The organism is Streptomyces sp. NPDC002640 (assembly GCF_053592575.1).
The window spans coordinates 274654-290586 of the sequence record NZ_JBSFVZ010000005.1 but is presented as its reverse complement, the minus strand read 5'-3'; the positions used below and the strand labels follow the sequence as shown (position 1 = coordinate 290586).

The window sequence follows — 15933 nt, the reverse complement described above, 5'->3', positions numbered from 1 at the left end:
CTTCAGCCCCTGGCGGAGGTAGGGACCCCCTCTGAACTGGGCAGATGTCGTCAGAACTTCAGGGGCTGGAAGGGGCCTACTTCCTTCAGCCCCTGGATAGCAAAAGCCCGGGGCCTGGCAACACGACTCGTGTTGCCAGGCCCCGGGCCAGCTGTGCTGTTCGTAAGGACGGACCCTTATGCGCCCGTGGGGGTTATCGCTCGCCTCTGGGAGCGTTCGGTCTTCTCCCCAGTACGGCGGGCAGCCACGGTGAGTGGGTCGACAGCCTCGCCCGGTGACCCCGTTCGGTAGTCGCCGTTAGGCGCAGAGTCTCGATCATGAGGAACGAGGAAGAAGACACGGCGATGGAACAGACTCGTTTCAGGGTCCCGCTGCACGGTGGGGGCGAGTTCCGCGTAACCCACCAGGCGCCCGAGGCCGTCGAAGGGGGGCTTGCCGACCCGGTAGGGGGTGCCGTGGACGGCCTGACGCACGTACTCCAAAGTCGTGATGTCCTCCAGCCACACGATCGTGGCTTCCCCGGTGACGTCCGTGTCAGTGAGTAGCGAGCTCATGCTGTCCGCGCCCCTTTCTGCTCTCGGTTTCCTCGGGTCGGTCGCTGAAGCCTCACGCCCGCGTCCACCATCCCTCTCCAGTTTAGTGGGGTGCGGCGGCACTGCGTAGTGGCCGCTCACCGCTCCGGTGTACATTTCCCCACAAAGTTCCGTGACTACTCGTCCTCAGTCCGCAGCGCCAGGCCCGGGTAGAACCGGACACCGTTCGACTTGATCATCTCCTCTGCGGACTTCAGCCCGAGTTCCTTCCGGACTCGTTCGGCGAAAGCACGACCAGTGGCCGGCTTCTCCTCCTCCCCTTGGCACCAGAGCTTGTAGAGCTTGTAGAGCTGAGACTGCAGCACCTTCGCGCTCGGGTGCTTCTCCGTGGCCTCGCCGAGGAATCGGCCGATGTGGTCCTCGGTGGCCGCATAGCCTGCCGTCGCCGTACGGACTCTCTCGGGACCGTCAAGATTGTCTCGATCGGCTCCGGGGGCTCGAGTCGCGAGGAAGCGGCGTGCTCCCTCGATGAGCCACGCAAGGATCCCCGGTCCTTCCTCTTCAACCAGGATCCGAGCCAGGTTGTCGATCTTCTTCTCGTCGGGGACCTTGCGCTCGAAAGGAATCAGTCGGAGTCGACGCCAGAAGGCGTGACCGCCTGTAGCAACCTCGGGATAGTGGTTGCCCAGGAGCCAGAGGTGATGGGTCGGCGCGAAGGTGAAGTAGTCCTGCCTCATGCGGCGTGCAGTGACCGGCTCACCACCGGTGAGCTGCTTCATGCGTACTTCGTTGAACTTGTCCGTGGCCTTCAACTCGCTACACACCACGAGGCGGCGACCGTACAGCTCGGTCAGCTCCGTCGAGTGCTCGTTGTACCCGCCACGGTCCATGAGGAAGCCAGGGGGTGCCGCGTGTGCGTAATCACCGAGGATCTGCACGACCAGGTCGAGGAGCACACTCTTGCCGTTGGCGCCGTCGCCGTGACAGAAGGGCAGGACCTGTGCGCCAACATCGCCAGTGATCGAGTACCCAAGCAGAATGTGGAGGTACTCGATCATCTCCTTGCCGTCAGCATCGTCACCGAAAGTGTCGGCGAGGAAGGCGAAGAAGCGCGGGGTGTCCATCTGCGCGAGGGGGGCTACCCGGGTGCAGCGAGAGTTGAAGTCTCGGAACGGATCGGCTGCCCGGACCTCGCCTGTCTTGAGGTCGACCACGCCGGACGGTGTGCACAGCGTGTACGGATCGCCGTCAAGCTGGGTGGCGTCCAGTGACAGGGCAGGTGATGCCTTCGCTTGGTGCAGCATTGCCTTCATGCCGCTGGTCGATGAGGAGTAGCGGCGGTGGCGTACCACATCCTGCTGGGAGAACACGCCAGTCGGATCGACGGTGGGCATCTGAGCAGCCATGTCTCCAGCGGCCCAGATTGCAGCACCCTCGCCGCCGCGCAGCTTCCATCGCCCAGCGTCCCAGACATACCAGCCGTTACCGTCCACATAACGGAACTTTCCGCTGTACATGGAGGCGAACAGTTCCGCATTTGCTCGGTCAGTGAGATCGTGCGGAAGCATCCCTGCCGACCGACGGCTCGGAGGAGGACTGGTGGGCTCGCTGACTTCGAGGCTCGCTTTCTGCACCGGCAAGTTAGGCCGGTCGGCTCCGACAACCGGTGTGTCGAGGTCGAGCATCTGCTGAGCGACGGCTTCTGGGTCGAAGCCAGCCTGAGAGCGGTCGCTGGGGGTACTCATGAGCGTCCTTCGAGATGAAGCGGGCGCAGGGCCCCCGCCGTGAGTCCGTCGCTGATGATCCGGGCGATCTTGACCCGCTGATTAGGTCGAGCTGCTTCCGCGGCGTACGTCAGGCGATCGACTGCTTCGGTTCTTGAGAGGCGGCCGGCCGCTACTAGACCTCCGGCGGTGAAAGCGGCCTTGTTGAGCTTGCCGGAGAAACCGGTCCCCTCGTCTGCTACAGCACAAGCTTCGATGTCCTCAAGCAGCCTTCTGAGCCCGTCAACGGGCCCTCCGGTCCGACGAATCAGGGGGCGAACCGTCTGGCTCGAGGGCGCTGGCGAGGAGGCTATACCGTGACCGGTCCGAATCAGCTCTTCCGCCAGCCACTCAGGGAGCGGTGCTGGGTCCCGAACTGTGCCCAACGGCCTGTAGGTGCCCTTCGACGTACATGTGAAGGGTGCTACGACGTAACCCTTATCCGCGCGCACGTCTACCTGCCAGGCCAAGGCCGTCGTAGCGTCCGCTCCCCGGGAGGACCTCAACCTCAGGTCTTTCGGCAGCGAGTACCAGATATGCATGCCTCCAGAAGCCGTTTCCACCCGGAGAGTTGTGTCGTCATGGCAGGGATTCGGCTGTCGACGGTAAGCAGCCAGCAGCGCGAGCGTGTGGAACCCGTTCTCCAGGCCAGTCAGGTCGATTGACGGATGAATGGGGATACCTGGGAGAAGTCGGTCACGTTGTGCTTGCTTGCTTGCGTGCGCGTCCACGTCGAGGACTACTACGTTTGCCGGGCCGCACGACACTGCTACTCCGAAGCGAGGCTGGGTGCCCCACCATGCTCGGATGCGGTCGAGGTCGGTGGTGGCAGCGTGGAAGCCGTGACACCACCGGCCGGCTTGGAGGCACGGACAGTGCGCGGGTTCGTGGTCTTGCTTCTCGCGGCAATGGGAACAGTTGGCAGCCGGGATCTTGCGTCCAGGGACCAATGGATGCACTGGCCAGCCCCTCTGTGCGCACCAGATCGCAGTGTCCACCAGAGATGGCCCTGGTGGTGCCACAGAAGATTCTGGAAGGCAGGGCATTCTTGCTGATCCTTGCTGAGGGTCTGTATGCATTGCACGAGTCATCGGTGAATACGCAGGTCAGGGCTGCTTCGATGGAGCGGATAGGGGCTATAGGGGCTGAAGTCTCACGTCTGCTGCTGCGAGCCTAGCGCAGCGTGGGCCGCACTTTGGGACGGGCGCGCTAGAAGTTTGCGCAATGCCTCATGTTCAGCCCCTTCCGCCCCTGTCGGTACCGGGAGCTGTGAGGCGCCTGAACCCAACCGGCAAGTCTTGGATCGAAGTTACCGCCTGCAATGCACCTTTTGCCGTCTATTTGCTGCTTTGCGAGGGTCCATAGGGGCTCGACTTCCGGCATGCGCCTGCGGGCGCAGGCGGCTGGGCGCTGCGGTGTGCAGCGAGTGACTGAAAGCTCGTTCCATGAAGCTGTTTGGCGCCCTTGAAGAGTCCGTCCGCGAGCAACCAGCGCCCTCTGTGTAAGGCAGGGGCTGACCTTTGGCCCCTCAGGGTCTAAGCGCAGCCCCTGAGCAACTTGGCATTTGTGCAGGTCAAACCGCCTCTAGCTCCTCTAGCAGTGGCTGAAGGGGCTGAACTTCCCAGTTATCAGGCTCCGGAGCATCTCTCGTACGCGCGGGCGCGCATGTGTGTATGCGCGCCCGCGGGCGTATCTATCTCCGTACACCAGATCCTTCGGTACTTCCACGCGGGCGCGCATACGCCCGCCCGCAAGTTCCTTCATAACCTGGAAGTTCAGCCCCTTCAGCCACTGTCAGGGTGGTGAAAACGCTCTGACCTGCTCTTTTGCATAGGGTCAGACGGGCTCATACAGGGGCCCAGGGGGCCGTCCCCGCCCCCCAGGCTCGTTTGAGCCCCTGCACAGATCAAGCTGGTGGACGAAGTTGGAGCCGTCTGCCGCCCGCCCGCCCGCCCGTGGTAAGTCTGCCTAGCTGCCTCGGCCGTATGCGCGGGAGTGATGTGCAGAGAGAGTCCCGCACGGGGCGGGGGCGCCTGGCAGGCTGAGGCCGAACTCTCATGGACAGAAGGATGATCGATGCTGCACGAGGACGCAGAGCTTCTGGACCAGAAGCTGGGGGAGTACTCCCGTGACTCGGTGCTGACGATGCTGCGTGCGGCGTTGGACTCGCCGGGATGCGCCCGAGTACATGATCATCTGCTGTTCGCTTGGAGTCGCGCCCTGGCCAGCCCCGCTGCGGAAGGGCATCAGGCGGGCGCCGGAGACCTCCCCGGAGTTCTGCATGCCGCCCTGCGAGCGGACCCTACACGCGGCATCACCACCGGCCGGATGCCCAACGACCCGGCGGATGCGGTGCGGTTCACCCTCTGGGAGAGGTCCTACCTGATTCACCCTGGTGAACTCGACCATCCACTTATGGTTCTGCGGGCACTCCGTGACACCGCCGATGCCGCGGATGAGCACCTGGTCGCGGTGCGCGGATTCGGCATCCGGGACGTCCTGGAACTCGCGCTGCGACACACCGACCACACCGTCAGGCACCTCTCGCCGACGTGGCCTCCAACCACCGCCGTGGAACCGGCACCCGAACAGATCACGTGCGAGGTCACATCCGCCGAGGTGACCGCTGCGGGCGAGATCGGGACCGACCATGTGACCGGAGCCAACTTCTCGGGGGAACCGGACCGGACAGCGGCCGCGCTCGCCTACCTGACCCGCGACATCACCGAGCTGCCTCTCACATACGCACCGGGTCTTCCTCTGCTCGGCCCGACTCTGCTTGTGAGGAGCATCGACGGCCGCACAGAACCTGTGCCTGCATCGACTGCCCTGGAGGCCGCGGCCGCGGCAGCAGGCGATCTGTTGCAGGGACACCCGATACCGGACGATGCCCAGTCGAACCTGCGCCTTCGCGCCGTCACACGCGTCGCACGACTCCTCGGTCTTCGGGAGGCACCCGCCCAGCCCGACGAGGTGTGCCGGATCAGCTCGCCGTCGCACCGACTGGAGATCGCCGTCGTCGCCACCCTCGCCGACGATCTGGCCGCCCTCGTGGAGAAGGCACGCGCCGAGCTCTTGAGGACCCCATCAGGGGCGGGCCGGCTTGTCGTCTACGCAGGGCCACGTTTCCTCGGTCGGGAGGTGGTCACCGACACGGTCTACGTGCATGTGGAGGAGCTCACCGAGATCTTCGCCGCGGCCGGCGGCGACCTGGCCATGGTCGCGTTGTGGGTCCTGGAGCTCACCCAGCACCCCGGGGCGGACGCCGTCGCCTACTACGACGTGCTGGACGCCTGGAGCGCCTGGCACGCCCAGGCGACCCTCCTGCCTCCCGGCCCGCCGCAAGAGGGTGTGGTCCTGGTGGAGCCGTATGGCCGGGACGTGTCGTGGGGGCGCGCTGCGCTGTGGGCATCGACGGACATACTGCTGGACTCGGCCGGGCTGCCACCGGCCGTCGACTGGGACCGCTGCCGTCTCACGGCGGCGCAGCAGGGTGAGGGGCGATGGGCCGACCTGGCACAGAACCTTCCGGAGCGAAGGGTGCGAGTCAGCGTCAGCAGTCACCCGCCGCTGGTCATCGTTACCACCATCAGCCCCGAGCCAGGTGCGCTGCTTGACGAGGCGGCGTTCACCGGCCTCGCCGACGGAATCCGCGGCACCCTCGCCGGCCATCTCGACCTCACGCGCCACTTCACCTTGCCGGGACGCCGGCCCGTCATCTTGCACCTCACCGAGACCGTCGCCCCTCACGATCCGCCTGCGAGCAGCGCCATGGACGTCCCCGCCGACGCGCTGGCCGTGAAAGTGGGTGTGGACGAACAGGCCACTCGGATCGACCTGGTGCTCGATCCTGCTCTTCTGGCGCGGTTCACCGAGGACGGTCACCACATCCTCGGCCGGATCCTGCACCAGACCATCAGCCGGATCCGCACCTTCCACGGCGCCGGCAGTGGTCTGGCAGCCGACGCGTTCAGTACCGCCTGGGACGCAGCCGTCCCGGTGATCACCTGGTACGGCAATGACCCGTTCGCTCCACCTGCCGCGCCGGCCCACTGCCTGCCGAGCACACCGCATGTTCGAGCTCGGGCACTGCGCCTGGCCGCTGAAGCCGTGCGGGACGCAGGTGTACCGGCAGGCACGTTCACCGGGGCCGAAGCGTTGCGTCGGGGAGGCCCGGCCGAGCAGCTGTTGCATGCCCTGGAGGGCGTACTCGACGGACATCTCCGTGTCTACCGTCCGGCCTTGGTCCCGACCCTGACCCGACACCTCAACGCTGCTCTCTCCGCACGGAGCCGCGGCCAGCAGGAGGCCATTCCCGGAATCGTCCGCGCTGAGGGGAGCACCTGGGAAGAGGAGGCCCGCCGCCGGGAGACCGATGGCGCCGCACTCACCACCGTCCTCCAGGCCCTCCTTCAACAGGCCCTCGCCACACCGCCCGCAGGCGATCAGGCTGCCGACCTCATCGCCGTCTCTGATCTCGTCGCCTTCACCGAGATTCTCCTGCGCACCGCGCTGGTGGCCGTCCCAGCAAGCCGGAAACTGCACTCCGCGAAGCTCACCGTCGACACCACAGGCGTCTTCACCTTCGAGATCCCCACCACCGCTGCCACGAGGCCGGCTGAGGCCACCGAGGCTGGACATCTCGGCTTCGACACGCTCGCCTTCCGCCAGGCTCAGGAACAGGCTTGGCTCGCCCGCGCCCGGTCCTCCGACCTGCAACCCATCACCGCTCAGGAGCTGTTCGCGGCGCGGCGTGCCCTTCGCACCCCAACCGAGTTCACCAGTCTCAATCCGCCGGCCGGCAGCACCCTCGCCCGCGCCGACCGGGAGCTGACCGCACAGTGGGGCTGCGGGCTCGACGCCCTGGCCGCCGTCCTCGCCACCGCCTCTGACTGGCCCGTCGAGGCTGACGGCATTGCCGCGACCAGCAGGGAGGACATCACCCGCGAGGCCGCCGCCTGGTCCCAGCTGCCAGAAGGCCAAATCCTGGCCGCCGTCGACCAGCTCCTCCTCCACAGTGGCAACGCCACCGCGACGCACGCACATGCCTACGCCGAGGTCGAACGCCGGATCCGGCCCACGACCCACCCTCTGATCGCTCACGCCGACGGCATCCTGATCGCGCCCTGGCTCGTCCACACCGCCCAGCAGCTCTACGCCGCTTCCCTCAGCGACAGCCGACTGCCCCGGCCCGACACACCGCCGAAGGTAGCCGACCTTCTGGACCGTTACCGCCAGCAGCAGAACAACCAGCTCGAGACGGACCTGGCCGATGCGGCAGGCGGTGCCGGCCTGCCGCATCGGCCCCGCTTCGACGTCGGACCGGCAGCGCGCGCCGGCATCCCCGGACTGCCGGGTGAGATCGACCTGCTCGTCGCCGATCCGACCCGGGGACGGCTCTGGGTGGTCGAGGCCAAGAACCCTCACAGGGCGATCAGCAGCCACAGCGTCGCCCAGCATCTCGACCGGTTCGTCCGCTACCGCAAGAAGCTCCTGGCGAAGGCCCATGTAGGGTCTCAAATTTCGTGTCGGAATCTCACGGCCGATGTCGGATGGAAGTCGGATCCGACATCGGCCGCGAGACACCGCAGTTCAGCGGGGTGCGCCGTCGCAGCCGCTCGTCGGTGACTGCGATTTCCGACACGGGGCTGAGACGCCGACTGTCCGACATGACGTGAGACATCGGACGGACCCGCAGGTCACGAGACCTACGTCCGACACGAGCGGCGAGACCCTACAGCCCAGGTCCTCTCCGCCCATACAGAGGCGGCAGCGCGGGTTTGCGGAGTGGACACTCCGCAGGAGTGGAAGGTCGTCCCGATCTTCGTCACCCGCAACATCGACCCGGCCGCCTTCACCGCAGACCCGGGGGTCGCGTTCACCAGCATCGGCCACCTCGCCGCGGTACTGGGCAGCGCCACGGAGCCGGACATCGGGTGGAACCCCGGCCCCAGCAGGTGAGAACCGCCGACGTGCCCGGCGTGGGGTCCAGGAGCCCCGAAACCCCTCGTGTCCGCCGCCGCGCGGCCGCCCGCGGCCGCGCGGCAAGTGCGCGATCTGGCGAGCTCTCAGGAAGTTGCGGCGCCAGGCGCCTGGGCGAACGTCGAGAACAGGGCCCCAGCGGTCAGCTTGTGGTGGGCCAACTGCTCGGCGACAGCTTGCGGATTGCCCCAACGGTGCTGGCCGTGCGTGAGCGCCTCTGCACAGCTGCGCACCGCGGTGGTCAACGCTTCCCACCGCTCCAGGGTGACGACCCGCATCCCTTCGACAGTGATCGCCTGGAAGTGCGGCGTGCGACTGGGATGGACGATCACGGGGAGCTGCTGGGTGACCTCGGGGTACGCCTGCTTGTCCCAGCGGACGCTGCCACCAAGCTGGTCCAGGTCGTGCTTGTCGATCGTCTCGGCGACACAGCCCGTCTTCAGCTCGATCACCGCGTGCCGGCCGCCGCCGAGTACCCACAGGTTGTCCGGCCCGGTGTCGTACATCTTCTCCGGGCGGGAGCTGGCGAACCCCAGATGGCGCCCCAGGGCTTCCCACGCGCGCTCGGCATCGTCAGAACGCTCCGGGTCTCCCCACACCACTTCCTCAAGCAGCGCCTGCACGCCCAGGAGCAACGCGGTGCCGTCGGCGTACGTCTCGGACAGGAACGCTGCCGCTGCCTCCGCCTGAACAGCCGCGGGGCGGAGCTGGGCGGGGGTGACTCCGCCGACGGGGCGGAGGACGAACGGGTTGTCGTCCAGGGCCTTGGAGAGCAGCTTCTGCGCGGCCGCAGGTTCGACGTGGTGGAGGTACGCGGCACGCTGTTCGATCAGCCAGCCTCGTACCGCGCTCTCGCTGACCAGGCCGATGGCCTTCTGCAGCCGGTCGCTCGCGTCGATGTAGCGGCCGGTCGCCGCGAGGTTGAATGCCTCTCGTACGCCGATGGCTTCGTCCCGGACGGTTCCGGTGGGGGCGTAGTGGACGGCAGCGAGTGCTTCACGGCTCAGTGCCCGCCACTGCGGGTCCCGGCTCAGGCACAGGCCGATCGCTTCCCGGATTCCGTCCAGCCCTTTGCCGGTGAGCTGCTCGGCGAGGCTGCTGCTCAGGTCGATCTGGGCGCGGGTCGCCGGTGAGAACAGGGCCCGCTGCTTCGGGTCGTGCAGAGCGACGGCGAGTTGGCTGCCCAGGAGCAGTACAGCGCAGTGGTCCTCGCTGTCGCGTACGCCTCGTCCCATGCCTTGCTCGATGCGCTGGATCTGCCGGGCCAGCAGGGTGGGGCTGCCCGACAGGAGCGCGGCCTCCCGGCGTTCGGTCGGGTCCATCGGCCGCGGTACGCCGTCGAGGATCAGCAGTTCGCAGGCCTCCCGTGGGAGGTCGACGCCGTCGTACTTGTTCACCATGACGACGAGTCCGACCCGCCCGTCCTTGAGAGCGCGCACGGTGCTCGGCAGCTCTCCGGCGTGTACGACCACGTCCGCGTACGACCGCCACGGCGCAGCCGCCCGGGTGCTGGGGACCAGGACCACCACGTTGACCGGCTGCGCTTCGGCCGTGCCGTCGCCGTCCCGGTCACCGTCGGCGAACTGCCGGGCCAGCTGGCGGACGGCTTCCTCGTCGAGCTGAGGGTTGAGGGCGATGGGCGCGAGGATCATCCGGTCGCCGAGGTCCGCCGCGCTGCCCGGCGTCACCGGCTGCTGCACGTCCTTCGGTCCGGCGTCGAGGTCGGTGACGAGCACGCTGTCGTCCGCGAGCGTGGCCGTGAGGTAGACGCGCCGGCGCGCTCCTGCGAACGCGGGGATCATCGCGATCGGCGGACACGGGGGACTGACCTGGATCTCCTGGCTGGTCACGGTTGCCGAGCACAGGTGCAGCACATCCGCGATCAGGGGCCAGGTGAACTTGAAGCCCTCCTCCCCGGCGTGCGGGTGGAGGATGTCCATGATCCTTTGCTGCTGGCTGATCCACGACCAGAACGGCACGGGCACCGAGGCGGTGTGGTCGTGCGCCCGGATGTCCGCCCAGCCCTTGGGTGACTGCGCCTGGAGCTCGGAGGCGAACAGAGCACTCAGCGCCTCGTACGCGGCATGGCCGGCGGGCACGGTGAGCCGGAACTGCGCCTCCGTCGTGGTGAGTGCGGCGTGCGCGTCGTCCACGATAACGATGCCGACGTCCAGCTTCTCCCGGCTGTCACCGACCACGCCGAACACGGACTGCCCGTTGACCAGCTTCTGGAAGGTGGTCACCAAGATGGACTGCCCGGCCCGGAAGGCCAGGTCGTCGACGCGGTCGGTGACGGCCAGCCCCATCGACTCGGCCTCTGCCCGGACCTGCGCGGCGAGATAGCGGTCCGGCGCGAGGTAGACCGCGGCTCCCACTCCCTCGTTGAGGGTGCTGCGCGCGATCAGCAGCCCGACCGCCGTCTTCCCGCCGCCGGTGTTCTGCTTGATCACCACATCGCGGCGTTCGCGTCGCCCGAACCACCTCTCCAGTACCTCGCCCTGCTCATGCCGCAGGTAAGGCCACGGCCGGCGAGGCAGTGCGGCGTAGATGTCCCGGGGCCGCAGCAGCGGTTCGCTGCGCCCGGTTCCTACGCGGCTCAGGTCCAGTGGCATGGTCCGTTCCCCCTCCACGCGGCGCAGCCTGGGAAGTGGCTGCTGCCACCGGACATCTTCCACCGCGCCGCCGGCCAGTCGCGGCGTTTTCGAGGAGGCGGACCCGGACTGACGAGGGCCGCCCCCGGAAGGTGCTGTCCGCCGGCGCTCTCCGCCTGGGGGCGCGGGACCAAGCGGCAGCCGGCGTGCTAGCCCTCGGAGGCGTTGCTCGTGTTGGCGAGCGCTTGTACGGCGAGCTGATGCCAGGAGACGGGCACGAAAGCAACGACCTCGTACCGGTCCACCTTGATCACGATGTGATGGCCGTGCTCTGCCACGTCCGTGAGGATGCGCGTCAGCTCGGTCCGCGCGTTGTCCGAGCTGAAGAGCTGGACCTCTGGCGCGGTGCCCAGAGCGTTGCGCGCTTGTCCATACCAGCCGGTCGAAACGATCACCGCGGCGGGCCTGTTGTGGCGGGAGACGAGCTGAGGTCTGGGGCCGGTGAGGGTGTCGTTGCAGGACAGCGCCAGAACGTCTCCCCACTCTCCGCGTAGGCGGCCGACGGCGAGCTCCCGCTCGTAGGTGGGCATCGTCGGCGGCTCCATTGTCATGGCGCGCATCGTCGCAGCGTATCGCGTCACCCTGCAAATCTCACGACAACGTTAGAAACTAACGACGTCGTGTTGCGACGTCGTTAGTTTCTGCGCTACGTTCCATGACGGCAGAGATCAACTGCCGGGCCTCAGAGCCACGTTGCTTCAGAACTGCACAGAGCGCATACGAACGGCCCGCTCATCGGCGGGCCGCTGAACTGAACGGATTCAGTCCCGCGCATGCCACCACGGATGTGCGGGAGCTGCGCCCGCTCAGGGCACACAAAGGGCCCTCCGCACCCAGCGATTGCAGCGCTGGACGAAGGGCCCTCCACCCCCCGGGAGCAGACCCCGGGGACCGTCCGCACACCTCAGTCAGCGAGGAGCACGGAACATGCAGCACTCTACGGCCACCGAAGGCGACCGGTACGCCGCCTTCGAACACCCGGCCCACCCCGACGACGAGAAGCCCAGGCTCCTCACCCCTGCCGAGCGCCGCCGTGCCGCCGAGATCCGCCGGGCCGAGGCCGACCGCCGGATGGACCGAGCCGGTCTCGGCCTGGGCCTCAGGGGAGTCTGATGGCTACCAACCAGGTCGCGGTTCTGAACCGTCGACCCCTTGGCAACGCCCGCTCGGTTCTGCGTTCCGACGCAGACCGCGCGGCCTGCGCCAGCAGCGTCGACTTGTTCGAGCGGCTCGGCGGGAACGGCTCTCCGAACCCCGCCGACAAGACGGCGGCCGCCAAGGTCTGCGCAACCTGCGTCCTCGGCGAGACCTGCGCCTTCCGCGTGAAGGGCGGTGACCGCCGATGACGTACGCCGAGCAGAAGCAACGCGCTGACGAGGCGCGCCAGGCCGCCGAAGCAGCGGAACGGCAGACCGCCCGCCTCACCGGAAGGGGCGCGTGATGGCACCGCTGAACTTCAGCTTCTCCGACCCCGGCCGACACGGATCCTCCGGCGGCAGAACCTTCCGCGGCCGGGCACCGAGGAACGCAAGGGCAGCCTCCGACGCGGCAGCCCGCTGGGAAGCCTCCGAGCGCGGCCGGGAGACCGGGCGCCGCGAGCCGGACCCCGGCCGCCGCGGGCTCCGTGGATGGAGGCGCGGCTGATGGATTGGGACCGGTACTTCAACCCGGGCCCCCGACGGTCCTCCGCCAACATCACCCCCACCCGAACCGCTGCCGTCCGCAGCGAAGCCTCCAAGGCCGCCAGCCGTATTGGCATCCTGCGCAAGCTCGACGAGCCCAGCAGGCGAGGCAAGCGCACCTGACACCCGACAAGGGGCGGGGCCTTCAAGGCCCCGCCCCAAGGAGATGAACACCGATGACCACCCATGGCGGCGAACACACTCCAGACCGCCTGCTCGACCTCGCTCGCCGAGCACACTCCCTCGCCCTCGACTCCATCACGAACGGCCACTTCCCGGAGGCGACGGCATGGGCCTCGGTCGGCCGGCTGCGCATGGAGATGTACCGCGCCGCCCTCGCCACCAACTGCCCTGACTGTGAAGGGCGCGGAGTGGTCGCCGTGCCGTGCACGAACTCCCACTGCACCGAAGACCACGGCGACCTCGACAACCACCGCCAGCACTGGGGCCCCTGCCCGAACCGGGCGACCCACCCCTGGATCCCCGACCCGGCGGCGGACACCGCTTCGGCCCCATGAGCACATCCCACGCACACCAGTAAAGGAGCACGCCGGTGTCCGGCATCAACCTGACCAGCCTCGCCACGTCCCCCGTGGTTCTCGTGGCGGTCGTCATCCTCGGACTCGGTGCGGTCATCGGCATCTCCAAAGTCCTCACCCGCGACAAGACCAGCACCCCTGGCCCTCTTGACGAAAGCGAGGACCAGCGCAAAAAACGCGAAGAGCGAGAAAGGACTCTTCGCGTTCACCGGGCGAGGCGAGTAGCCGATATCGGCACCTATATCTTCGCCAGCATCGCCACTTTCGCCGCGCTCCTTGGAATGTGGCCGATCGCCCAGAACAGCGTGAAACTCGCCGGAGTTCCGACCGACTGGGTCAACCTCGGCGCACTCATCGCTGTCGGAATGGTCGAGGGCACCATCATCATCTCCGGGATCCGGGCCCGGGCGAACATCCTGGCCAGCGAACCCTCCGGAGCCGACGGGATCGCCATGTGGGTCGCGGTCACCGTCTCCGCGATCCTTGCCTCGATCGAAGTGGCCGTCGCCGACCACAACGGCCTGAGCGCGGGCGAAGTCTTCGTGGCAGTGCTGGCACGTCTGGCAGCACCCGTCATCGCGGGCTTCCTCTGGGAACGAGGCCTTGCCCCGGAACGGCGTGCGACCGGCGTCGAGAAGGTTCACTCGCTCATCACGCTGCGGCGGCTCCTCGTGCGCCTCGGACTGGCCGCTCCGCACACCGCCGACCTCGGCGCCCTGGACCGCGACTTCCGCCTCGCCAAGGTCGCCCGTCACATCGCCAACGCCAAGCGCCGGCGGCACGGCAGTGTCACCGGAAGCCGGACCAACCGCCGCAACCCGCGCCGACGCCGTGGCCCTTCCACCCGCTGGTCCGAGTGGCGTGCCCGCACCACCCTCATCACTGCCGTCCGGTACGGGGCGATCCAGCCGCCGGACGGAATGAGCCTCGGGGATCACGTCGGACTGCACGCGCTCACGGAGGCGCTCATCGAGGGCGAAGCCGCGGTGCCTCTCCACCTCGCGACCGCACGCCCCCGATCGGGCACCCCGACGGGCCTCCACCCCGACGACGATTCCCTGCCCCCGACTCGGAACCCCGACTCGGAACCCCGACCGGCCGCCCCGATCATCGGGGCCGACGCCCGAACCCGATCATCGGGCCGACCCGATCCCACCCCGATGATCGGGCCGACGCCTGAACCCGACCCTGCCCCGACGATCGGGGCGACGCTGCCGCCCGACTTCGCTGCATCGGCCCCGACGCCCGAACCCGACTCCGATCTCACCCCGATGATCGGGCCGACGCCCGACCCCGACGCTGCCCCGATGATCGGGCCGACGCTGCCGCCCGACTTCGCTGGGTCGGCCCCGACGCCCGAACCCGACCACGCCCGCCCCGACCCGAACGCCACCCCCGACGAGGTACCGATCGGGCACCCCGATCAGACCCCGATCAGCGTTCTCACCAGCGGAAATGAAACCGATCGGGTAGAGAAGCCGTCGCCCCCGACGCAGCCCGCTGGCAATCCCGATCCGCTGGAACCGCGTCGGCCGACCAGCTCGGTCCGCTACCCGATCAACGCCGCAAGTGACGGCACCCGATCGGCCCGCATCGACGTGCCGGTCACCCCCGACGCCACGTCGGGCAACCAGATCGGCAACCCGACTGCGCCCGCGTCGGCCCCGACGGAAGACGCCGAGCAGGCTTCCCGATCGGGGCCGACACCCGACGCCGTCAAAGGCAAGTCGGGGGGCCGACGCACCCGCGAGGAGCTGATCGCGGCGGTGGAGGCGCTCGACCCCGACCAGCCCACCCTCAGTCCGAACTACGTAGCCAACGCCGTCAACTGCTCCTGGAAGCGGGCCAAGGAACTGCTCCAGGAGACCGGCCGGCTCCCCGACCCTGAACCGGCCGAAGGGGAGTAGTCCGCGCCCGGCTTGCCGAACGTATGTACGATTCACGGATGAGGTGAGCCGCCTCGGCCGCCACCTCATCCAGCGCCCCGCGTCGCTTCCCACGGCACGCCCTGGCGCTCGCCCGGGCCCCGGGCACCCTGCTACCCGCCGCCGCCAGCGGGCCCAGTTGTGCCAACAGGTATCCCGGGCCCGCTCCCTCCTTACCGCTTGGAGGCACGCGCCCATGTCCATCCGTATCCCACTGCCTCGAGCGCCTCGCCGTTCGGAACCCACCCCCTCCCGTCCCTCCCCGCTCAGCGCTCTTCCCCAGCAGCGCCACCTGACGGTCGTTCCCGACCTCGGCGTCTGGGACCCCAACGAAGAGCGCATCCGCCAGCGGCTGATCGCCTGCGGGGTGCGCCTGTGAGCAGCAAAAACGCGCCGGAAGACGAGCGGGGGATCGACTGGGGCTCCGTCGGTGACGGAGTGATGCGTGCCTACGACGAGACGCGCGACGAGCTGGCCGACGTCTACACCGAAGCTCGCACCGCCACCGAAATCGCCGTCCGGCAGCGAGCCACCGCATGGGGCTGGAAGACCCACATCCCGCTGAACCTCCAGTGGATGCGGCTACCACTCAACGTCCCCGCCTTGCTCATCGCCGGCGTCACCACCGCAATGGCCGACGACCCCTGGTACCTCCTCGGCCGAGCCCTTCCCGCCCTGGTCATCGGCCTGATCCTCGCGAAGACCCCCCTGGGCGGGCTCGTCCGGCTCGCATGGAGGACACCAGGTCTCGGCTACCTGCTACGCGTAGCCGTCACCAGCACCCTCTGGTTCCTCCTCATCGCCCTCGTCATCGGCTACCACCGTCCCGCCCTTCATTACCTATTCGGAGTCTGACCA

Annotated in this window: 14 protein-coding genes; 9 read left to right on the top strand and 5 right to left on the bottom strand. The window is 68.0% G+C overall.

Annotated elements, in window-relative coordinates; genetic code table 11:
* Positions 1–176: 176 nt before the first annotated feature.
* The 3 genes from ACWD3O_RS09795 to ACWD3O_RS09785 are packed head-to-tail and all read right to left on the bottom strand — an operon-like array spanning position 177 to position 3342.
* Positions 177–674 carry a DUF6009 family protein gene (locus ACWD3O_RS09795; protein ID WP_332758482.1) on the bottom strand — a complete coding sequence of 166 codons (498 nt, stop codon included), beginning with the start codon at positions 672–674 and terminating at the stop codon, positions 177–179.
* Between the two features lie 35 nt (positions 675–709).
* On the bottom strand, positions 710–2278 hold the full coding sequence (locus ACWD3O_RS09790) for a DNA primase family protein (RefSeq protein ID WP_332758481.1): 1569 nt from the start codon (positions 2276–2278) through the stop codon (positions 710–712).
* Positions 2275–3342 (bottom strand): bifunctional DNA primase/polymerase, encoded by a 1068-nt coding sequence (locus tag ACWD3O_RS09785; protein WP_451415484.1) that lies wholly within the window; start codon positions 3340–3342, stop codon positions 2275–2277. Before ACWD3O_RS09785 ends, ACWD3O_RS09790 begins: the two co-directional genes overlap by 4 nt.
* Before the next feature lie 1030 nt (positions 3343–4372).
* Here ACWD3O_RS09785 and ACWD3O_RS09780 point away from each other — a divergent pair.
* Together ACWD3O_RS09780 and ACWD3O_RS09775 are read left to right on the top strand one after the other, a co-directional pair.
* Complete coding sequence (locus ACWD3O_RS09780) at positions 4373–7924, top strand: hypothetical protein (RefSeq protein ID WP_451415483.1); 3552 nt, start codon at positions 4373–4375, stop codon at positions 7922–7924.
* A 159-nt stretch (positions 7925–8083) separates the two neighbouring features.
* Positions 8084–8257 carry a hypothetical protein gene (locus ACWD3O_RS09775; RefSeq protein ID WP_451415482.1) on the top strand — a complete coding sequence of 58 codons (174 nt, stop codon included), beginning with the start codon at positions 8084–8086 and terminating at the stop codon, positions 8255–8257.
* 107 nt (positions 8258–8364) lie between these two features.
* Here the strand turns inward: ACWD3O_RS09775 and ACWD3O_RS09770 are convergent, their stop codons facing one another.
* Complete coding sequence (locus ACWD3O_RS09770; RefSeq protein ID WP_451415481.1) at positions 8365–10890, bottom strand: DEAD/DEAH box helicase; 2526 nt, start codon at positions 10888–10890, stop codon at positions 8365–8367.
* Positions 10891–11078: 188 nt separating this feature from the next.
* Positions 11079–11489 (bottom strand): hypothetical protein, encoded by a 411-nt coding sequence (locus ACWD3O_RS09765; protein WP_451415480.1) that lies wholly within the window; start codon positions 11487–11489, stop codon positions 11079–11081.
* Positions 11490–11856: 367 nt separating this feature from the next.
* Here ACWD3O_RS09765 and ACWD3O_RS09760 point away from each other — a divergent pair, with 367 nt between their 5' ends.
* The 7 genes from ACWD3O_RS09760 to ACWD3O_RS09730 all read left to right on the top strand — a co-directional run bounded on the left by ACWD3O_RS09760 (position 11857) and on the right by ACWD3O_RS09730 (position 15930).
* A complete protein-coding gene (locus ACWD3O_RS09760; protein WP_451415479.1) occupies positions 11857–12042 on the top strand; it encodes a hypothetical protein in 186 nt (61 codons plus the stop codon).
* Positions 12042–12275, top strand: a complete 234-nt coding sequence (locus ACWD3O_RS09755; RefSeq protein ID WP_451415478.1) for a hypothetical protein — start codon at positions 12042–12044, stop codon at positions 12273–12275. The genes ACWD3O_RS09760 and ACWD3O_RS09755 overlap by 1 nt, the downstream gene beginning before the upstream one ends.
* 297 nt (positions 12276–12572) lie before the next feature.
* Positions 12573–12734, top strand: a complete 162-nt coding sequence (locus ACWD3O_RS09750; protein WP_376620840.1) for a hypothetical protein — start codon at positions 12573–12575, stop codon at positions 12732–12734.
* A gap of 53 nt (positions 12735–12787) precedes the next feature.
* A complete protein-coding gene (locus ACWD3O_RS09745; RefSeq protein WP_451415477.1) occupies positions 12788–13129 on the top strand; it encodes a hypothetical protein in 342 nt (113 codons plus the stop codon).
* A gap of 35 nt (positions 13130–13164) precedes the next feature.
* Entirely contained in the window at positions 13165–15057 is a 1893-nt protein-coding gene (locus ACWD3O_RS09740) for a hypothetical protein (RefSeq protein WP_451415476.1), read from the top strand.
* 214 nt (positions 15058–15271) lie between these two features.
* Positions 15272–15454 carry a hypothetical protein gene (locus ACWD3O_RS09735; protein ID WP_451415475.1) on the top strand — a complete coding sequence of 61 codons (183 nt, stop codon included), beginning with the start codon at positions 15272–15274 and terminating at the stop codon, positions 15452–15454.
* Positions 15451–15930, top strand: a complete 480-nt coding sequence (locus tag ACWD3O_RS09730; RefSeq protein WP_451415474.1) for a hypothetical protein — start codon at positions 15451–15453, stop codon at positions 15928–15930. The genes ACWD3O_RS09735 and ACWD3O_RS09730 overlap by 4 nt, the downstream gene beginning before the upstream one ends.
* Positions 15931–15933 lie beyond the last annotated feature (3 nt).

Excerpts from the sequence above, each read along its gene's own strand:
- ACWD3O_RS09790 (WP_332758481.1), bottom strand. The coding sequence starts at position 2,278 with ATGAGTACCCCCAGCGACCGCTCTCAGGCTGGCTTCGACCCAGAAGCC.
- ACWD3O_RS09785 (WP_451415484.1), bottom strand. The coding sequence starts at position 3,342 with ATGCCCTGCCTTCCAGAATCTTCTGTGGCACCACCAGGGCCATCTCTG.
- ACWD3O_RS09780 (WP_451415483.1), top strand. The coding sequence starts at position 4,373 with ATGCTGCACGAGGACGCAGAGCTTCTGGACCAGAAGCTGGGGGAGTAC.
- ACWD3O_RS09770 (WP_451415481.1), bottom strand. The coding sequence starts at position 10,890 with ATGCCACTGGACCTGAGCCGCGTAGGAACCGGGCGCAGCGAACCGCTG.
- ACWD3O_RS09765 (WP_451415480.1), bottom strand. The coding sequence starts at position 11,489 with ATGCGCGCCATGACAATGGAGCCGCCGACGATGCCCACCTACGAGCGG.
- ACWD3O_RS09760 (WP_451415479.1), top strand. The coding sequence starts at position 11,857 with ATGCAGCACTCTACGGCCACCGAAGGCGACCGGTACGCCGCCTTCGAA.
- ACWD3O_RS09755 (WP_451415478.1), top strand. The coding sequence starts at position 12,042 with ATGGCTACCAACCAGGTCGCGGTTCTGAACCGTCGACCCCTTGGCAAC.
- ACWD3O_RS09750 (WP_376620840.1), top strand. The coding sequence starts at position 12,573 with ATGGATTGGGACCGGTACTTCAACCCGGGCCCCCGACGGTCCTCCGCC.
- ACWD3O_RS09745 (WP_451415477.1), top strand. The coding sequence starts at position 12,788 with ATGACCACCCATGGCGGCGAACACACTCCAGACCGCCTGCTCGACCTC.
- ACWD3O_RS09735 (WP_451415475.1), top strand. The coding sequence starts at position 15,272 with ATGTCCATCCGTATCCCACTGCCTCGAGCGCCTCGCCGTTCGGAACCC.